Genomic DNA, 15,806 nt, shown 5'->3' on the forward strand with positions numbered 1-15,806 from the left:
CGTGGCGACTTCTCGGGGCGGCCGCGTCCGGCGGGCTGATGTACGCCGCGTTCCCACCGCGCAACCTGTGGTTCCTAGCTCCGCTGTCGCTCGCAGGGCTGTACGCGGTCCTGCGCGTCGGACGACCGCGGATCCGAATCGGCGCCCTGTCGGGGTTCGTCTTCGGCGTCGCGTTCTTCGTGCCGCTCCTGCCGTGGATCGGGGAATACGTCGGACCGTTGCCATGGCTTGCGTTGGCGGTTGTCATGGCGTTGTATCTCGCCGCATTCGGCGCAGTCGCGACCCTCACGATGCGACTGAGATACGCGCCCGTCTGGTTCGCCGTCGCCTGGGTCGGAGTCGAAGCGATCCGATCCTCTTTTCCCTTCGGTGGGTTTCCGTGGGGCCGGGCTGCATTCAGCCAGACCTCCGGCCTCCTGCTTCCGTTGACGTCTCTCGTCGGGGCGCCGGGGCTCTCATTCCTGGTCGCGATCGTCGGAGCCGGCGCGGGTGCTTGTGTCCTTGCGGTGATCGAGGTGAGGCAGGGGAGCGGCGGACGTCTGCGCCCGGCCGCGGGTGCCGCGGTGGTTGTCGTCTCATTGCTCGCGGGTGCGGTGATGAGCGCGGTCGGCGCACCTGGAACACACGCCACGGGATCGATCGACGTCGCCGCCGTTCAGGGCAATGTTCCGCGGCTGGGCCTCGATTTCAACGAACAGCGCCGAGCTGTGCTCGACAATCACGTCAAACAGACGATGGAACTCGCCCGCCAGGTTCGGGACGGCGGCCGCATTCAACCCGATATCGTGCTGTGGCCGGAGAACGCATCAGACATCCCGCCGTCGCTGAATCCGGACGCCGCCGAGTTGATCCGCTCTGCGGCCACCTCGGTCGGTGTGCCGATCGTGCTCGGTACCCTCGTGCCGAACGATGACGGTCGGCCGTCCAACTCGGTCCTGCTGTGGGGCGTCACGGGCAAGGTCGCCGACTCCGAGCCGTCTGGCCGCTACGACAAGCACATCATCCAACCCTTCGGTGAGTACCTGCCGTGGAGGGGATTCTTCCGGCACTTCTCGTCGTACGCCGACCGCGCAGGCGACTTCCGTCCGGGCACCGGCCCCACGACCCTCACGGCCCGGACGCCCGAGGGCTCGGTGCGTCTCGGCGTCTCGACGTGCTGGGAAGTCGCGTTCGACCGCTCTCCACGTCAGGCGATAGACGACGGTGCGCAGCTCCTGTACGTGCCGACCAACAACGCGACGTTCGGTCTCACCGAGATGAGCAGTCAGCAGCTCGCGATGTCGCGCGTTCGGGCCGTTGAGACCGGCCGCGACGTCGCCGTCGTGTCGACCAGCGGGCTCAGCGCATTGATCCGGTCCGACGGCACGATCATCGACCAGAGTGCACTCTTCGAGCCGGCTCTGCTGCAGAGCCCGCTGGAACTGCGCGACGGACGCACCGTCGCGGTCCGGCTCGGGGCCTGGCCGGAACGCGCGATACTGCTGATCTTGGTGGTCGGGTTTTTGTACGCGCTGATGCGAGCGACTAACCTCGATGTGTTCGCCGGTCGACGCCGACCGGCCGGAGGGATGAAGGAGCACGATGAGCGGTAGCGATCAGGAAGTGATCGGACAGCGGGGCGCGGGGGCGCTCGTCGTCATTCCCACATTCAACGAACGTGAGAATCTGCCCCTGATCGTCGGACGTCTGCTCGAAGCGATGTCCGACGTGCACGTGCTGGTGGTCGACGACTCCAGTCCCGACGGGACCGGCGACGTCGCCGATCAGCTCGCAGTCGACGACACCGCGGGCCGCATCCACGTGATGCACCGCACGGCCAAGGACGGCCTCGGCAAGGCCTACCTCGCGGGTTTCGCGTGGGGCCTGGACCGCGACTACCGCGTGATCGTCGAAATGGACGCCGACGGCAGTCACGCTCCCGAGCAGCTGCACCGGCTGTTCGACGAGATCAACGCGGGCGCGGATCTTGTCATCGGATCGCGCTACGTCCCCGGGGGCGCGCTGGTCAACTGGCCGAAGCGGCGCGAGGTGCTCTCGAAGGGTGCGAACACCTACGCGCGTCTGGCTCTCGGTTCCAAGATCAAGGACATCACCGCCGGCTACCGGGCATTCCGTCGTGAGGTCCTTGAGAAGATCGGTCTCGACCAGGTCGACTCCGCGGGCTACTGCTTCCAGATCGACCTGGCCTGGCGAACGATGCAGGCAGGCTTCGTCATCCGCGAAGTCCCCATCACGTTCACCGAGCGTGCCATCGGCGAGTCGAAGATGGACGGCGGCGTGATCGCCGAGTCGTTCCTGAAGGTGGCCCGCTGGGGCATCGAAGGCCGCACCGCACGATTCCGCCGCTGACCGACCACACATACGAGTGAGGCCCCGTCTTTCGACGGGGCCTCACTCATTCTGTTTCGCGATGCTAGGCGGTACCGCCGCGTCGGCGCTGCTTGAGCAGGTCGAGACGCTCGGCGAGCAGAACTTCCAACTCCTCTTCCGAACGGCGCTCCAGCAGCATGTCCCAGTGGGTGCGTGGCGGCTTGCCCTTCTTCTCCTCCGGCTCCGCGCCTTCGAGGATCGTGCCCTCCATACCGTTTTTGCACGGCCACTTCGACGGGATCTCGGCGTCGTCAGCGAACGGGATGTCGAAGATCTCACCATTGTCGGTGCGGTACTGGACGATCCGCCGCGGTGCGAGGTCGTGGTCGCGGTCGGTCTCGTAGCTCACCGCTCCGAGCCGGCTACCGCGCAGTACTCGATCAGCCATTCATGGGTCCTCTCAAAAGACAGTGGTCCGACTATTCTACGCGTCCCACGCGAGTGGTGCGCGGACCGGTCCGTCTGGACCGGTAACGTAGGCAAGCGTGTCAGAGACGTCGACTCGCAAGCGACCGTACGCCTGCGCCTGGTGCGGCCGGCAAATGGTCGACTCCGAGACCGGTCGACGGCGAAAGTACTGCAAACGATCGTGCCGTCAACGCGCTTACGAACAGAGAACGCTTCTTGAGGGCACTGCTATTCCCGGCGACGCCCTCATCCTGTCGGCGGCCGAGGCCGAAGCCCTCGGCGATCGACTGTTCGAACTCCGATGCGCCGCAGAAGACATCCGTACCGCGCTCGCCGAGAACGCCGATCAGGCGTCGTTGAGCTCGATGGCCGACGAACTCGTGCGAATGGCCGACGAAGCAGAAAGGCTCCGATGACCACCTTCCGGATCTTCGGGGCGTCGATCGCCGTGACTGTTGTCGCGCTGATCGTCGCCTTCCTCTACGGAGGTTGGGCTGGTGTCGCCGTCGCCGGCATCCTCGGCATCCTCGAGATCTCACTGTCGTTCGACAACGCCGTCATCAACGCGACGGTCCTCGAACGGATGAGCCCGATCTGGCAGCGCATCTTTCTGACCATCGGCGTCCTCATCGCGGTGTTCGGCATGCGTCTGGTGTTCCCGCTCGCCATCGTGTGGGCGACGTCGGGGCTCAACCCGGTCGACGCGATGGACCTTGCGCTCAATCCGCCCGCCGACGGAGCATCACACTTCCCCGGCGGGTCGGCGAGCTACGAGACGCTCCTGACCGATGCTCACCCGCAGATCGCCGCGTTCGGCGGAATGTTCCTGCTCATGCTGTTCCTCGACTTCCTGTTCGACGACTCCGGGATCACCTGGCTCTCGCCGATCGAGGACCCGCTGACGAAGGTCGGAAGACTGCCGAACGCCTCGACGATCCTGGCCCTCGGTGCGCTGGTGATCGCGGCACAGTTCGCGGAGTCCGGTCATCTCGTCGGTGTGCTCACCGCAGGGGTGCTCGGCCTGTTCACGTACCTGCTCGTCAACGGACTCACGGGACTGATCGACCAGGGCGATCCGGACGACGGGAGCGTCGGAGCCACCGAAGTCGTCAAGGCGGTCGGCAAGGCAGGGTTCTTCCTCTTCCTCTACCTCGAGGTGCTTGACGCGTCGTTCTCGTTCGACGGGGTGATCGGCGCGTTCGCGATCACCTCCGACCCGATCCTCATCGCGCTTGGACTCGGCTTCATCGGCGCCATGTTCGTGAGGTCCATCACGGTGTACCTGGTGCGGGCTGGAACATTGTCGGAGTACAGGTACCTCGAGCACGGTGCGCACTGGGCGATCGGCGCCCTCGCGGTGATCATGCTGGTCAGCATTCACGTCGAGGTGCCCGAACTCGTCACCGGACTGATCGGAGTCGCCTTCATCGGCGCATCCGCGGTGTCGAGCATTGTCGCAAACCGCCGTGATGCGGCACGCACCGACGACACGGACGATCTGGCCACCGTAGAATCTCGTTCGTGACACCACCGCGCCCGGAGCCGAGTCCAGAGGACACCTCGTGGTCGTCGTTGAACCGGGCGAACAAGTTCCTGAGCCGCACCGATTCGAGCGAGGCGGCGCTGAAGGCCGCTCGTTTCGCACGCAGTCTCGCACCGGGCGAGACGATCGCACCGAAGACCGATCGGACGTCCGACCGAGTGGCCCGCATGATCGGCGACTCGAACGCCGACCGACCGAGCGCCGTCCGCGAGCTCGGACTGGCCTCGGTCGCCGTGTGGCAGAACATCGTTGAACGCCGCAGGCCTGCCCCCGACAGCGCACCGGTGCCCGCGACGATCCTCTTCACCGACATCGTCAGCTTCTCCACCTGGGCGCTGCGCGCGGGCGACGACCATGTGCTCGACCTGATCGGCCAGGTCAACGACGCGTGCGCACGCGTGATCCGACGGCGGGGAGGCCAGGTGGTCAAAACTCTGGGCGACGGAACGATGGCGGTGTTCGTCGACGCCGAACAGGCGATCTCCGCGGCCTACGAGTGCGGCGAAGCCGTCAACGCGATCACCGTCGCAGGGCATCGTCCGACGTTGCGAGCAGGCTTGCACACCGGCGCCCCGCGCGCGGTCGGCGACGATTTCCTCGGCGTCGACGTCAACATCGCGGCCCGCGTCTGCGATGCGGCAGGGGCGAGCGAGGTCTACATCAGTGACGCGACCCTCGCCGCCGTCGATGCCGACAACTATGTGGTCAAGCGGCGTCGATTCCGTGCGAAGGGTGTGCCGAAGGAGATGACGGTGTACCGCGTCCTTCCTCGGTACGACGAGGAGTGACCTGCGATGCCGCTCTTCGACGACGACGAGCTTCGTGAGTACTACCAGCGGATGGAGGACAGGACCGCGGCCGCGCACGCCCGCCCGCGTCGACGCCGCCGTGAAGTCCCGACCGTCACGTTCACCTGCCCGACACCCGAGAAGATCGCGTACGACGACTACCCGGCGGTGATGGGCGCGATTCTCGCCATCAGCCGTGCGTCGCGCGCGCGCCCGTCACTGCGGTGCTACGAATGCCGGTGCGGATTCTGGCACCTGACCAGTGGTATTCCGCGGCCTTCGTAACGCACCCGCCAATGACGAAGGGCCGCGACCTCTGGCGAGGTCGCGGCCCTTCGTGGGTTTTGAGGCGAGTCAGCGGCGGCGCTGCGTGGGTCCGAGCACCGACACCGGCGAGTTGGACAGCTGCAGGTTCGTGCGATCAGCGTGGCTCATGTTCATCGCCCGGTTGATGCGGCGTCCGTAAACGCGAATCGTCGAGCCGATAGTGGGACTGGTGCGGTTGTTGCGCATTGTGGAGTCCTCCTCCGTCGTCTTCAGTCCACACAAATGTAACCAAGAAGCAAGCAGTCGTCAACTTTCATTACCGGTGTGTTCATGTTTCGTTCACTTTCGGTGGCACCCGCCGCACACCCCGATCTCGGCCGTCACTCGGTGACGAGGGCCGCCAGACGCTCGACTTCGGCAGGCGATCCGGGGGAGACGAGCATCGTCGTCACGCCCGCGGCCTCCCAGCGCTTGATCTCCTTCCGGACATGCGCCTCGTCGCCGATGATGGCCGAATCGTCGACCGCTTCGTTCGGGATGACCTCGGCGGCCTCTGCTTTGCGGCCGGAGCGGAACAGCTCGGTCACCTCGTCGACGACGTCGCCGTAACCCATGCGGCGATACACCTCGGCGTGGAAGTTCGTGTCCTCGCTGCCCATACCGCCCATGTAGAGAGCCAAGAAGGGTTTGATGCCGGCGTATGCGGCGGCCGGGTCGTCGGTCACCACGATCTGGGCCGTCGCACAGATCTCGAACGTCTCACGGGTGTTGCGTGCTCCGGGACGGTTGAACCCCTCGTCGAGCCACTCGTTGTACTGGTCGGCCAGGCGGGGCGTGTAGAACAGCGGGAGCCATCCGTCGGCGATCTCCGCGGTCAGCGCGATGTTCTTGGGCCCTTCTGCGCCGAGGAAGATCGGGATGTCCTTGCGCAGCGGATGCACGATGGACTTGAGCGGCTTGCCGAGTCCGGTGGTTCCCTCGCCTGCCAACGGAAGCCGATAGTGCGGCCCGGCGCTGGTCACCGGCGCTTCACGGGCCCAGACCTGACGCATGATGTCGATGTACTCGCGGGTGCGGGCCAGCGGTTTTGGGAATTTTTGTCCGTACCACCCTTCGACCACCTGGGGGCCGGACACGCCGAGCCCGACGATGTGCCGCCCGCCGGAAAGGTGGTCGAGTGTCTGGGCGGCCATCGCGCATGCGGTGGGCGTGCGGGCCGACAACTGGATCACCGACGTGCCGAGGCGCACCCGCTCAGTGGAACTGCCCCACCAGGACAGGGGAGTGTAGGCGTCCGAGCCCCACGCCTCGGCGGTGAACACCGCGTCGAAATCGTGCTCTTCGGCGGCCGCCACGAGTTCGGCGTGATTGTGCGGGGGCTGCGCGCCCCAGTATCCGAGCTGCAATCCGAGTTTCATTCCGCCAATGTAGCGTGCGCCACAACGGCAGACGGGCCGGGCCCTGAAGGACCCGGCCCGTCAAGTGACGAGACTCGTCGGTGTCAGCGCAGGTCGAAACGGTCTGCGTTGATCACGTGATTCCACGCGGCGACGAAGTCGTCTACAAGCTTGCGGCCCGCGTCGTCGGCGCCGTAGACCTCGGCGACGCCACGAAGCTGCGAATTGGCGCCGAACACGAGGTCGGCGCGACTGCCGGTCCACTTCTGTTCACCCGACGCATCAGTGCCGACGAACGTGCCGTCACCCTGATCCGACCACGAGACGTCCATGTCGAGGATGTTGACGAAGAAGTCGTTCGTCAGGACTCCCGGACGGTCGGTGAAGACACCGAGCGACGAGTCGCCGTGGTTCGCGCCGAGCACCCGGAGGCCGCCGACCAGGACGGCCAGCTGCGGCGGCGTCAGCTGCAGCAGGTACGCGCGGTCGAGCAGCAAGTACTCCGCGGGCGTGTCGACGCCGTCGGCGACGTAGTTGCGGAAACCGTCCCAGCGGGGCTCCATCTCGGTGAACGACGCGATGTCGGTCTGCTCCTGCGTGGCGTCACCGCGACCCCCGGCGAACGGCACTGTCACGTCGTGACCGGCGGCCGCCGCTGCCTTCTCGATGGCAGCGGCTCCGCCGAGCACGATCACGTCGGCGACGGAGACCGTCGTCGACGACGATGCGTTGAACTCCTCGGCGACCGTCTCGAGGACCGGCAGCACCTCCGACAGTGCCTGCGGATCGTTCACCGCCCAACTGCGCTGCGGTTCCAGTCGGACCCGGGCGCCGTTCGCGCCGCCGCGGTAGTCGCTGCCGCGGAACGATGCGGCGGACGCCCATGCGGTGGAGACGAGCTGCGAGACCGACAGTCCGGTGGCGAGAATCCGTGCCTTCAGATCGGCGACGTCCGCGTCGGTGATCGGCGCACCGGCCGGAGCGTCGACGACGTCCTGCCAGATCAGCTTCTCAGAGGGCACCTCGGGGCCGCGGTAACGGGCGAGGGGGCCCATGTCGCGGTGTGTCAGCTTGAACCACGCACGAGCGAACGCGTCGGCGAACTCGCGGGGGTTGTCGAGGAAGCGACGCGAGATCGGACCGTAGATCGGGTCCTCACGCAGGGCGAGGTCGGTGGTCAGCATGACCGGCTGGTGACGCTTCTCGGGGTCGTGCGCGTCGGGAACACTGTTTGCGCTCGCGCCGCCTGCCGGCACCCACTGCTGCGCGCCGGCAGGGCTCTTGGTGAGCTCCCAGTCGTACGCGAACAGGGTCCAGAAGAAGTTGTTGTCCCAGGTGATCGGGGTGCTGTTCCATGCGCCCTCCAGCCCGGAGGTGATGGCGTCGCCGCCTGCCCCGGAACCGTACGAGCTCTTCCAGCCGAGGCCCATCTGCTCGAGCGGAGCGGCTTCGGGCTCGGGGCCGACGTTGTCTGCGGGGCCGGCACCGTGCGTCTTGCCGAACGTGTGACCACCGGCGATGAGGGCGACGGTCTCCTCGTCGTTCATGGCCATGCGGGCGAATGTCTCGCGGATGTCCTTGGCCGCGAGCAGCGGATCCGGGTTGCCGTTGGGGCCTTCGGGATTGACGTAGATCAGGCCCATCTGGACGGCAGCGAGCGGGTTCTCCAGGTCACGTTCGCCGGTGTAGCGCTCATCGTCGAGCCACCCGCGTTCAGGGCCCCAGTACACCTCTTCCGGTTCCCACTTGTCGGGGCGTCCACCCGCGAAGCCGAAGGTGTCGAAGCCCATGTCCTCAAGTGCCACGTTGCCTGCGAGCACGATCAGGTCGGCCCAGGAGAGAGCTGCACCGTGCTTCTTCTTGACCGGCCACAGCAGACGACGCGCCTTGTCGAGGCTCGCGTTGTCCGGCCAGCTGTTCAACGGGGCGAAGCGCTGCATGCCGTGACCGGCGCCGCCGCGGCCGTCCGAGACTCGGTACGTGCCCGCGGCGTGCCATGCCATTCGAATGAAGAACGGTCCGTAATGGCCGTAGTCGGCGGGCCACCACGACTTCGAGTCGCGCAGAGTGGCGGCGATGTCGGCCTTCACCTCGGCCAGGTTCAGGGTGTCGAACGCCGCGGCGTAGTCGAATCCCGCGCCGTTCGGATCGCCTTCTACGGGGTTCTCGGACAGGACCTTGAGGTTGAGCTCATTGGGCCACCAGTCACGGTTGCCGCCGCCTGCGGTCGGCGGCTGCATGCGTCCTTCGTGCATCGGGCAACCGGTGACGACGGGGGCTTCTTGCTCGGGTGCTGCTTGTTCGGACACGGTGTGATCGGACACTGGGATTCCTTTCGGTGGAACGGGCTGAGATCGGGAGAGCGTGTAACTGGACGCGGCTACTCGAGTGCGTCCGAGACGGCAGCGCAGTCCGCGCAGACGCCCCAGTAGATGACCTCCGCCTCGTCGATGTGGAACCCGTGGTCCTGCGACGCGGTGAGGCACGGGGCCTCCCCGACGGCGCAGTCGACGTCGTGCACAGTGCCGCAGACGCGGCAGACGAGGTGATGGTGGTTGTCGGCGATCCGCGTCTCGTACAGGGAGACGTGGCCGGAGGGTTGGATGCGGCGGACGAGGCCCGCGTCGGTCAGGGCTCGTAGGACGTCGTACACCGCCTGCCGAGAGACGCCGTCGAGCGTGTCTCGGACCGCGGTCAGGATCGTCTCGGTGTCGGCGTGGGGATGAGCGTCGACCGCTTCCATCACGGCCAGACGTGGACGGGTCACACGGAGTCCGGCAGCCCGGATGGCTGCTGTGTGCTCGTCGGTGACCATGAGTCGATCATGCCCTGTTTTTTGGACTGAGTCCAGTCTTTTCGGGGTGAAGATCAACAAGATCCGCGTGAACGCCCGGCGACAGCAAGCGCGCGGGCACATCGACGAGCATCGAGTCGATAGTGCTGTCGGAGACTCCGCTCGCCCGCAGATCCGGAAGCACACGACCCGTGACCTGGAAGAAGTCCCAATCGCCGACGTGTGTCATCGCCGTGGCGTCGAACCAGTCGCTGACACAGAACGCGTCCTGCGACAGGACCATCCGGTCGGCGTACCCGTGCTCGAGCATCGTCAGCAAGGTCGCCAGACGGTCGGCGTAGGGGAGCAGCAGATCGAGCCCGAACCGATCCATGCCGATGATCGAGCCGGCGTCGGCGATCCGCATCAGGTAGTCGACGTCGGTGGAGTCGCCGCTGTGCGCCAGCATCACTCGTGTCAGGTCGACGCCTTCCTCAGCGAGCACTCGCTGAGCGACCAGACCCGACTGGGTGTGCGGATTCGTGTGCACCACGACTCCGATGCCGGTGGCGGCCGCGACCCGGCCGACCGACCGCATCACTCGCTCCACACCAGGCGTGAGCCCTTCGGACTCCAGCACGCAGACGAGGAACCCTGCTTTGATCGACGTCGTCCCGATGCCGACCGTGATGTCTCTGGTGAACATCTCGTCCAGTGGATCGTCGACGTCGAACCCCAGTCCGGGACCGGTGTAATGCAATTGGAACGGCAGATCGTTGAAGGTGAACACGCCGGTCGCCGCGACGATGTTCAGGTCGACACGCTCGGCCACCTTCGCGACTCGTTCGATGTCTCGGCCGATGCCGAGAACCGACACGTCCATGATCGTGTCGATTCCGGACTGTTTCACGCGCGTCAACGTCTCGACCGCTCGCTCGACCTCTGCGGCCTCGTCCCAGTCGCGGAGATAGTTCAGCCGGAAGTCCTCCTGTACGGCGAAGACGTGCTCATGAGCGAGCACGCGACCCAGCTGATCGACGCCGACAGCTCCGGCGACCGTGTTGATCCGCTCCATGTGACCTCTCGTCGAGACAGGCGCCCGACGGCCTGTAGTAGTGACGACCACGCTAACTGTTCGGGACCGATCGCGAGGGGTGTTCGAGCGAGCCGACGGACGGCCACAGCAGTCTCTCAGGACGAGTGGTCGATGCTGGAGGAATGCACTCGACCGACACCCCGACGCCGCGGCCGCTCCGGTGGGTGACCGCCGCGGGAGGCGCACTGCTCGTACTCGTCGCCGCGGTCGCGGTCCTCGGCGGTCCACTCCGCAACGATCGACTCGTCACCAGGTTCGTCGTGGGACACCGGACCGACTGGGTCACCGATGTCGCGAAGGTGATCTCGACAGTGTTCAGTCCGGTGACAACGGTCGTCTTCGCCGTAGTCATCGCCGTCGTCTTCATGTACCGGGACCGATCTGTTCGACGAGCCGTCGCACTCCTGGCGGGAGTCTGCGGCGCCGCAGCGGTCGCCGAGCTTCTGAAACTGCTGGTTGAACGTCGTCGACCGCCATTCGCGGTGCAGATGGAGACGCATGAAGCCGCGCAGTCGTTCCCGTCCGGGCATGTCACCGGCACCACGGCATTGGTCGTCGGCGTCGCGCTCCTCGCCGTGCCTTCCGCAACCCGGGGCCTTCGGGCGGCGATGCTGTCCGCGGCCGCAGCGGTCGCACTCGCATCGGCGGTCTCTCGGGTGTACCTGGGCATGCACTGGACATCAGATGTCATCGCGGGAATGCTGCTCGGTGCGGCTGCCGCGCTGGCCGCACCGGTGATCGTGGACCGTCTCGACCGCGTGGTCGATCCGATCGACACCCGGCTGTTCAGACGCGGCACGGCGTCGGCATAGAACCACCGCCCGGTGGCACTAGGCTGTCCTCATGTTGAGTCCAGGTCAGCTGTTCGCCGGTTACCGCATCGTGCGCTCGCTCGGAGCGGGGGGAATGGGTGAGGTGTACCTCGCTCAGCACCCGAGGTTGCCGCGCCAAGACGCGTTGAAGCTCCTGCCGAGCGAGTTGACCGCGGATCCGACCTACCGCGCCAGGTTCATCCGGGAGGCCGACCTCGCGTCGGCCCTCGACCATCCGAGCATCGTGAGCGTCTACGACCGTGGTGAGGATCGCGGTCAGCTGTGGATCACGATGAAGTACATCCCCGGTGCGGACGCCAACGAGTTGATGAAGGAGAGCGGCCCGTTCGCACCTTCTGACGCTGCCGAGGTGATCACCGCCGTCGCCGATGCTCTGGACTACGCGCACGGCAAGGGCTTGCTGCACCGTGATGTGAAGCCCGCGAACATCCTGATCGACAGCACTCAGGCGACGCACCGCAAGGTGTATCTCACCGACTTCGGAATCGCCCGCACGGTCGGCAACGAGACTGCGCTCACCGCGGCCGATCTGACCGTCGGATCTATTCAGTACACGTCTCCGGAGCAACTCCGAGGCGGTGATCTCAATGGGCGCGCCGACCAGTACTCGCTGGCCTGTACCGCGTTCCGCCTGCTGACCGGGCGGGCACCATATCCGGAGCGCAAGCCCACCGAGATCATCAACGCGCACCTGCACAACCCGATCCCGCGCGCCAGGTCGATCCGCGCCGACCTGCCGCCGAGCGTCGACGCGGTGCTCGCGCGGGGAATGGACAAGCAGGCCGTCAACCGATACCCGACCTGCATGGACTTCGCCCGCGACCTGCGAGCCGCTCTCAACTCCGGTGCAGCGCCCTCTCGCGGATACCAGCCGACGATGATCAACCCCGGATCAGTCGGCGTCCGCGCACAACCGTCGCCGCCGCCGAACCTCGCAAAACCGGTTCCGACGCCGGCGCAACACCCGAATGCGCCACAGCCGACGCCCCAGCAGCCGTACACGCAGCCTTACACCCAGCAGGGCGTCCCCTCGCAAGGACCGACGTATCCGCCCTCGCCCGGACCGTCCGCCTACACGCCCTCGCAGCCGTACGGTCAGCCCCAATACGCCGCGTCGCAGTACCCGGCAGCACCGTACACACCTGGGCCGCAGTACCCGGCGCTCGGTGGGCAGCAGCCGAACGCCGGCAAACGGACGATTCTCATCGTCGTCGCGGTGCTCGTGGTGACACTTCTCGTTGCAGGTCTTGTCGTCTGGCTCATGAATCGCGACGACTCCTCGACCGGAGCATCGCCGAGCACGAGCACGTCGACCAGTGAGTCGTCTAGCCCCACCACAACGTCGACGGCGACAGACCCGGCCGTGGTCGGTGGCGTGCCGACCACCTGCGTGAACGGTCGACCGCTGGGCAATTCGAGCACCACTGTCCTGCGATCTGGGAAGATTCAGATCCCGGCCGCCGCGATGCCCAGTTCGGGTTGGACCAGCGACGCGGGGTCGATTCTGCCGTTCGCGATCGACTCCGACGGGGTCGGCCGGACGATCGTCACGGGATGGCAGGCGACGATCTCGGTCGGGACCCTGCCGAGCGACTTCACGGACACTGACGCTGTGGCGCGCAAGATGGTGGAGTGCCTGGCGGAAGGGCCCGGCTTCGACTCGGTGACCCCTGGCAGTCCGGTCGGAACCACCGTCGAGGAGAAGAAGCTTGAGGGCAGCAACGTGCGTGTCAGCGTGCTGACCAGCTCGATACCCATCACGGGAGGGCCGAGCGGCATCCAGGGCGACGAGGTGATCCTGGCGGTCGTCGGGAGTTCGCCGATGACGTTTGCACTCGGAATGAGCCCGATCGGCGACTCGGCCGAACGGGGAGTGGTCCGCAACGCAGTACTGGGGCTGCGCGCCGCGAGCTGAGTCGCACGGCGGCCGCACGAGCGGTCGTCACATCCGTCACAATGGTCGGCATGGCGCAGACCCCTTTCCCAGCAGACTCTCACGACCAGATCCGGGTGCAGGGCTCCCGAGTGAACAACCTCAAAGAGGTCTCGGTGGTGCTGCCGAAGCGTCGTCTCACGGTGTTCACCGGTGTGTCGGGCTCCGGCAAGAGCTCACTCGTGTTCGGCACGGTGGCCGCGGAGTCACAGCGACTGATTAACGAGACGTACAGCTCGTTCGTGCAGGGCTTCATGCCTAGCCTCGCTCGTCCCGACGTCGACCTCCTGGACGGGATCACAACGGCGATCATCGTCGATCAGGAGCGCATCGGCGGCAACCCTCGATCGACGGTCGGCACGATCACCGATGCGAATGCGATGCTCCGCATCCTGTTCAGTCGCCTCGGCGAGCCGCGCGTGGCATCGGCTAACGCCTTCTCGTTCAACGTCCCGACCGTCAGCGGCAGCGGCGCTATCAAGGTGGGCGACAAGAAGGCGTCCAAGGCGACGTTCGAACGACTCGGCGGCATGTGCCCACGATGTGAGGGCATGGGCACGGTCTCCGACATCGACCTCACGCAGATCTATGACGCGGAGAAGTCGCTCAACGAAGGCGCCATCACCATTCCCGGGTTCAGTTCGGACGGGTGGTACGGGCGCGTCTACGGCGGCTCCGGCTTCTTCGACGCGGACAAGCCGATCAAATCGTTCACCAAACGCGAGCTCGACGATCTCCTGTACAAGGAGGCCGTCAAGATCAAGGTCGACGGCATCAACATCACCTACGAGGGACTGATCCCGCGGATCACGAAGTCGATGCTGTCCAAAGACATCGACTCGGTGCAGCCCCATGTACGGGCCTTCATCGAGCGGGCGGTCACCGCAGACACCTGCCCCGAATGCGACGGCACCCGTCTCGCCGAGCACGCCCGCAACTCGCGCATCGCAGGGATCAGCATCGCCGACGCGTGCCGCATGCAGATCTCCGATCTGGCGACATGGGTGGCCGACCTCGACGATCCGACGGTGGCGCCGCTGCTAGACAAACTCGGTGCGACCCTCGAGTCATTCGTCGAGATCGGGCTCGGGTATCTCGCGCTGGAGCGCCCGACGGGTACCCTGTCCGGCGGTGAAGCGCAGCGCACCAAGATGATTCGCCACCTCGGGTCGGCCCTGACGGACGTCACCTACATCTTCGACGAGCCAACCATCGGGCTGCACCCGCACGACATCGCCAGGATGAACACTCTCCTGCTGCGCCTGCGCGACAAGGGAAACACCGTCTTGGTCGTGGAGCACAAGCCCGAGTCGATCATGATCGCCGATCACGTCGTCGACATCGGCCCCCGAGCGGGCTCGAACGGTGGTGAGATCTGCTACGAAGGCAGCGTCGATGGTCTCACCTCGAGCGATACCCTGACCGGCAGACATCTCGGGTATCGCAGTTCTCTCAAGTCCGAGTTCCGTGCGCCGACCGGACAGATCCAGATCCGGGGAGCGTCGACGAACAATCTGAGGGAGATCGACGTCGACGTGCCGCTCGGTGTCCTGGTCGTCGTCACCGGAGTCGCAGGTTCGGGGAAGAGCTCATTGATCCACGGGTCGATGCCGTCGGACGCCGATGTCGTGACGATCGACCAGACCGCCATCCGCGGTTCACGCCGAAGCAACCCGGCGACGTACACGGGCCTGCTCGAACCCGTCCGCAAGGCGTTCGCCAAGGCCAACGGGGTGAAACCAGCCCTGTTCAGTGCAAACTCGGAGGGCGCCTGCCCGACCTGCAAGGGCGCCGGCGTCATCTACACCGACCTGGCCACCATGGCCGGCGTGGCCACACCCTGCGACGACTGCGAGGGCAGACGTTTCAACTCCGACGTCCTGGAGTACCGTCTGGGCGGCCGCGACATCAGCGAAGTGCTCGCCATGTCGGTCGACGAGGCGCTCGAGTACTTCGCGGAGGGAGAGGCCCGTACGCCGGCCGCGCACAAGATCCTCGTGCGGTTGGCCGACGTCGGCCTCGGGTACCTGACGCTCGGCCAGCCGTTGACCACCCTGTCCGGCGGTGAGCGCCAACGCATCAAACTCGCGACCGCGATGGCCGAGAAGGCGTCGACCTACGTGCTGGACGAGCCGACAACCGGTCTCCACCTGGCCGACGTGGCGCAGCTGTTAGGCCTGCTCGATCGACTCGTCGACGCGGGCAAGTCGGTGATCGTGATCGAGCATCACCAGGCGGTCATGGCGCACGCCGACTGGATCATCGACATCGGCCCCGGCGCCGGCCAGGACGGTGGCACCGTCGTCTTCGAGGGCACTCCGGCCGATCTGGTCGCCGACGCGACGACGCTCACCGGGCAGCACCTCGCCCAGTACGTGACCACCACCGACTGACGCGC

General features: G+C 66.2%; 15 protein-coding genes. 9 read left to right on the top strand and 6 right to left on the bottom strand.

The window, feature by feature from the left end; all coding sequences use genetic code 11:
• The first annotated feature begins 38 nt into the window (after positions 1 to 38).
• Entirely contained in the window at positions 39 to 1,592 is a 1,554-nt protein-coding gene (gene lnt, locus JVX90_RS08285) for an apolipoprotein N-acyltransferase (protein ID WP_205332336.1), read from the top strand.
• On the top strand, positions 1,582 to 2,349 hold the full coding sequence (locus tag JVX90_RS08290; protein ID WP_205331880.1) for a polyprenol monophosphomannose synthase: 768 nt from the start codon (positions 1,582 to 1,584) through the stop codon (positions 2,347 to 2,349). Before lnt ends, JVX90_RS08290 begins: the two co-directional genes overlap by 11 nt.
• Positions 2,350 to 2,413: 64 nt before the next feature.
• On the opposite strand, the gene JVX90_RS08295 is transcribed toward JVX90_RS08290, so the two are convergent.
• Positions 2,414 to 2,758, bottom strand: a complete 345-nt coding sequence (locus tag JVX90_RS08295) for an RNA polymerase-binding protein RbpA (protein WP_008376263.1) — start codon at positions 2,756 to 2,758, stop codon at positions 2,414 to 2,416.
• A 154-nt stretch (positions 2,759 to 2,912) separates the two neighbouring features.
• On the opposite strand from JVX90_RS08295, the gene JVX90_RS08300 reads away from it, so the two are divergent.
• The 4 genes from JVX90_RS08300 to JVX90_RS08315 are packed head-to-tail and all read left to right on the top strand — an operon-like array spanning position 2,913 to position 5,394.
• On the top strand, positions 2,913 to 3,194 hold the full coding sequence (locus JVX90_RS08300) for a hypothetical protein (RefSeq protein ID WP_240194159.1): 282 nt from the start codon (positions 2,913 to 2,915) through the stop codon (positions 3,192 to 3,194).
• A complete protein-coding gene (locus JVX90_RS08305) occupies positions 3,191 to 4,303 on the top strand; it encodes a DUF475 domain-containing protein (protein ID WP_205331882.1) in 1,113 nt (370 codons plus the stop codon). The genes JVX90_RS08300 and JVX90_RS08305 overlap by 4 nt, the downstream gene beginning before the upstream one ends.
• Positions 4,300 to 5,109, top strand: coding sequence for an adenylate/guanylate cyclase domain-containing protein (locus JVX90_RS08310; RefSeq protein ID WP_205331883.1), 810 nt, complete (start codon positions 4,300 to 4,302; stop codon positions 5,107 to 5,109). Before JVX90_RS08305 ends, JVX90_RS08310 begins: the two co-directional genes overlap by 4 nt.
• Before the next feature lie 6 nt (positions 5,110 to 5,115).
• Positions 5,116 to 5,394, top strand: a complete 279-nt coding sequence (locus JVX90_RS08315) for a hypothetical protein (RefSeq protein WP_040519329.1) — start codon at positions 5,116 to 5,118, stop codon at positions 5,392 to 5,394.
• A gap of 69 nt (positions 5,395 to 5,463) precedes the next feature.
• Here JVX90_RS08315 and JVX90_RS08320 read toward each other — a convergent pair whose 3' ends face one another.
• From JVX90_RS08320 to JVX90_RS08340, 5 genes are all read right to left on the bottom strand, one after another.
• Positions 5,464 to 5,622: a hypothetical protein gene (locus JVX90_RS08320; protein WP_008376272.1), complete on the bottom strand. Its 159-nt coding sequence runs from the start codon at positions 5,620 to 5,622 to the stop codon at positions 5,464 to 5,466.
• Between the two features lie 134 nt (positions 5,623 to 5,756).
• Complete coding sequence (locus JVX90_RS08325; protein ID WP_205331884.1) at positions 5,757 to 6,794, bottom strand: LLM class F420-dependent oxidoreductase; 1,038 nt, start codon at positions 6,792 to 6,794, stop codon at positions 5,757 to 5,759.
• Between the two features lie 83 nt (positions 6,795 to 6,877).
• On the bottom strand, positions 6,878 to 9,028 hold the full coding sequence (gene katG, locus JVX90_RS08330; protein ID WP_240194160.1) for a catalase/peroxidase HPI: 2,151 nt from the start codon (positions 9,026 to 9,028) through the stop codon (positions 6,878 to 6,880).
• A gap of 125 nt (positions 9,029 to 9,153) precedes the next feature.
• A complete protein-coding gene (locus tag JVX90_RS08335; protein ID WP_205331885.1) occupies positions 9,154 to 9,588 on the bottom strand; it encodes a Fur family transcriptional regulator in 435 nt (144 codons plus the stop codon).
• Positions 9,589 to 9,595: 7 nt separating this feature from the next.
• Complete coding sequence (locus tag JVX90_RS08340) at positions 9,596 to 10,621, bottom strand: phosphotriesterase-related protein (RefSeq protein WP_205331886.1); 1,026 nt, start codon at positions 10,619 to 10,621, stop codon at positions 9,596 to 9,598.
• A gap of 143 nt (positions 10,622 to 10,764) precedes the next feature.
• On the opposite strand from JVX90_RS08340, the gene JVX90_RS08345 reads away from it, so the two are divergent.
• From JVX90_RS08345 to JVX90_RS08355, 3 genes are read left to right on the top strand one after another with little or no spacing between them, the layout of a single operon-like run.
• Complete coding sequence (locus tag JVX90_RS08345; RefSeq protein WP_205331887.1) at positions 10,765 to 11,454, top strand: phosphatase PAP2 family protein; 690 nt, start codon at positions 10,765 to 10,767, stop codon at positions 11,452 to 11,454.
• A gap of 31 nt (positions 11,455 to 11,485) precedes the next feature.
• On the top strand, positions 11,486 to 13,390 hold the full coding sequence (locus JVX90_RS08350) for a serine/threonine-protein kinase (RefSeq protein WP_205331888.1): 1,905 nt from the start codon (positions 11,486 to 11,488) through the stop codon (positions 13,388 to 13,390).
• Positions 13,391 to 13,440: 50 nt separating this feature from the next.
• On the top strand, positions 13,441 to 15,801 hold the full coding sequence (locus JVX90_RS08355) for an excinuclease ABC subunit UvrA (RefSeq protein ID WP_205331889.1): 2,361 nt from the start codon (positions 13,441 to 13,443) through the stop codon (positions 15,799 to 15,801).
• Positions 15,802 to 15,806 lie beyond the last annotated feature (5 nt).

The sequence above is a fragment of the Gordonia sp. PDNC005 genome (assembly GCF_016919385.1).
GTDB lineage: Bacteria > Actinomycetota > Actinomycetes > Mycobacteriales > Mycobacteriaceae > Gordonia.

Bases quoted from the DNA above. Each gene is read 5' to 3' on its own strand.
- JVX90_RS08325 (WP_205331884.1), bottom strand. From the start codon at position 6,794: ATGAAACTCGGATTGCAGCTCGGATACTGGGGCGCGCAGCCCCCGCAC.
- katG (WP_240194160.1), bottom strand. From the start codon at position 9,028: ATGCACGAAGGACGCATGCAGCCGCCGACCGCAGGCGGCGGCAACCGT.
- JVX90_RS08305 (WP_205331882.1), top strand. From the start codon at position 3,191: ATGACCACCTTCCGGATCTTCGGGGCGTCGATCGCCGTGACTGTTGTC.
- JVX90_RS08335 (WP_205331885.1), bottom strand. From the start codon at position 9,588: ATGGTCACCGACGAGCACACAGCAGCCATCCGGGCTGCCGGACTCCGT.
- JVX90_RS08315 (WP_040519329.1), top strand. From the start codon at position 5,116: ATGCCGCTCTTCGACGACGACGAGCTTCGTGAGTACTACCAGCGGATG.
- lnt (WP_205332336.1), top strand. From the start codon at position 39: ATGTACGCCGCGTTCCCACCGCGCAACCTGTGGTTCCTAGCTCCGCTG.
- JVX90_RS08300 (WP_240194159.1), top strand. From the start codon at position 2,913: ATGGTCGACTCCGAGACCGGTCGACGGCGAAAGTACTGCAAACGATCG.
- JVX90_RS08355 (WP_205331889.1), top strand. From the start codon at position 13,441: ATGGCGCAGACCCCTTTCCCAGCAGACTCTCACGACCAGATCCGGGTG.
- JVX90_RS08320 (WP_008376272.1), bottom strand. From the start codon at position 5,622: ATGCGCAACAACCGCACCAGTCCCACTATCGGCTCGACGATTCGCGTT.
- JVX90_RS08345 (WP_205331887.1), top strand. From the start codon at position 10,765: ATGCACTCGACCGACACCCCGACGCCGCGGCCGCTCCGGTGGGTGACC.
- JVX90_RS08350 (WP_205331888.1), top strand. From the start codon at position 11,486: ATGTTGAGTCCAGGTCAGCTGTTCGCCGGTTACCGCATCGTGCGCTCG.
- JVX90_RS08295 (WP_008376263.1), bottom strand. From the start codon at position 2,758: ATGGCTGATCGAGTACTGCGCGGTAGCCGGCTCGGAGCGGTGAGCTAC.
- JVX90_RS08340 (WP_205331886.1), bottom strand. From the start codon at position 10,621: ATGGAGCGGATCAACACGGTCGCCGGAGCTGTCGGCGTCGATCAGCTG.
- JVX90_RS08290 (WP_205331880.1), top strand. From the start codon at position 1,582: ATGAGCGGTAGCGATCAGGAAGTGATCGGACAGCGGGGCGCGGGGGCG.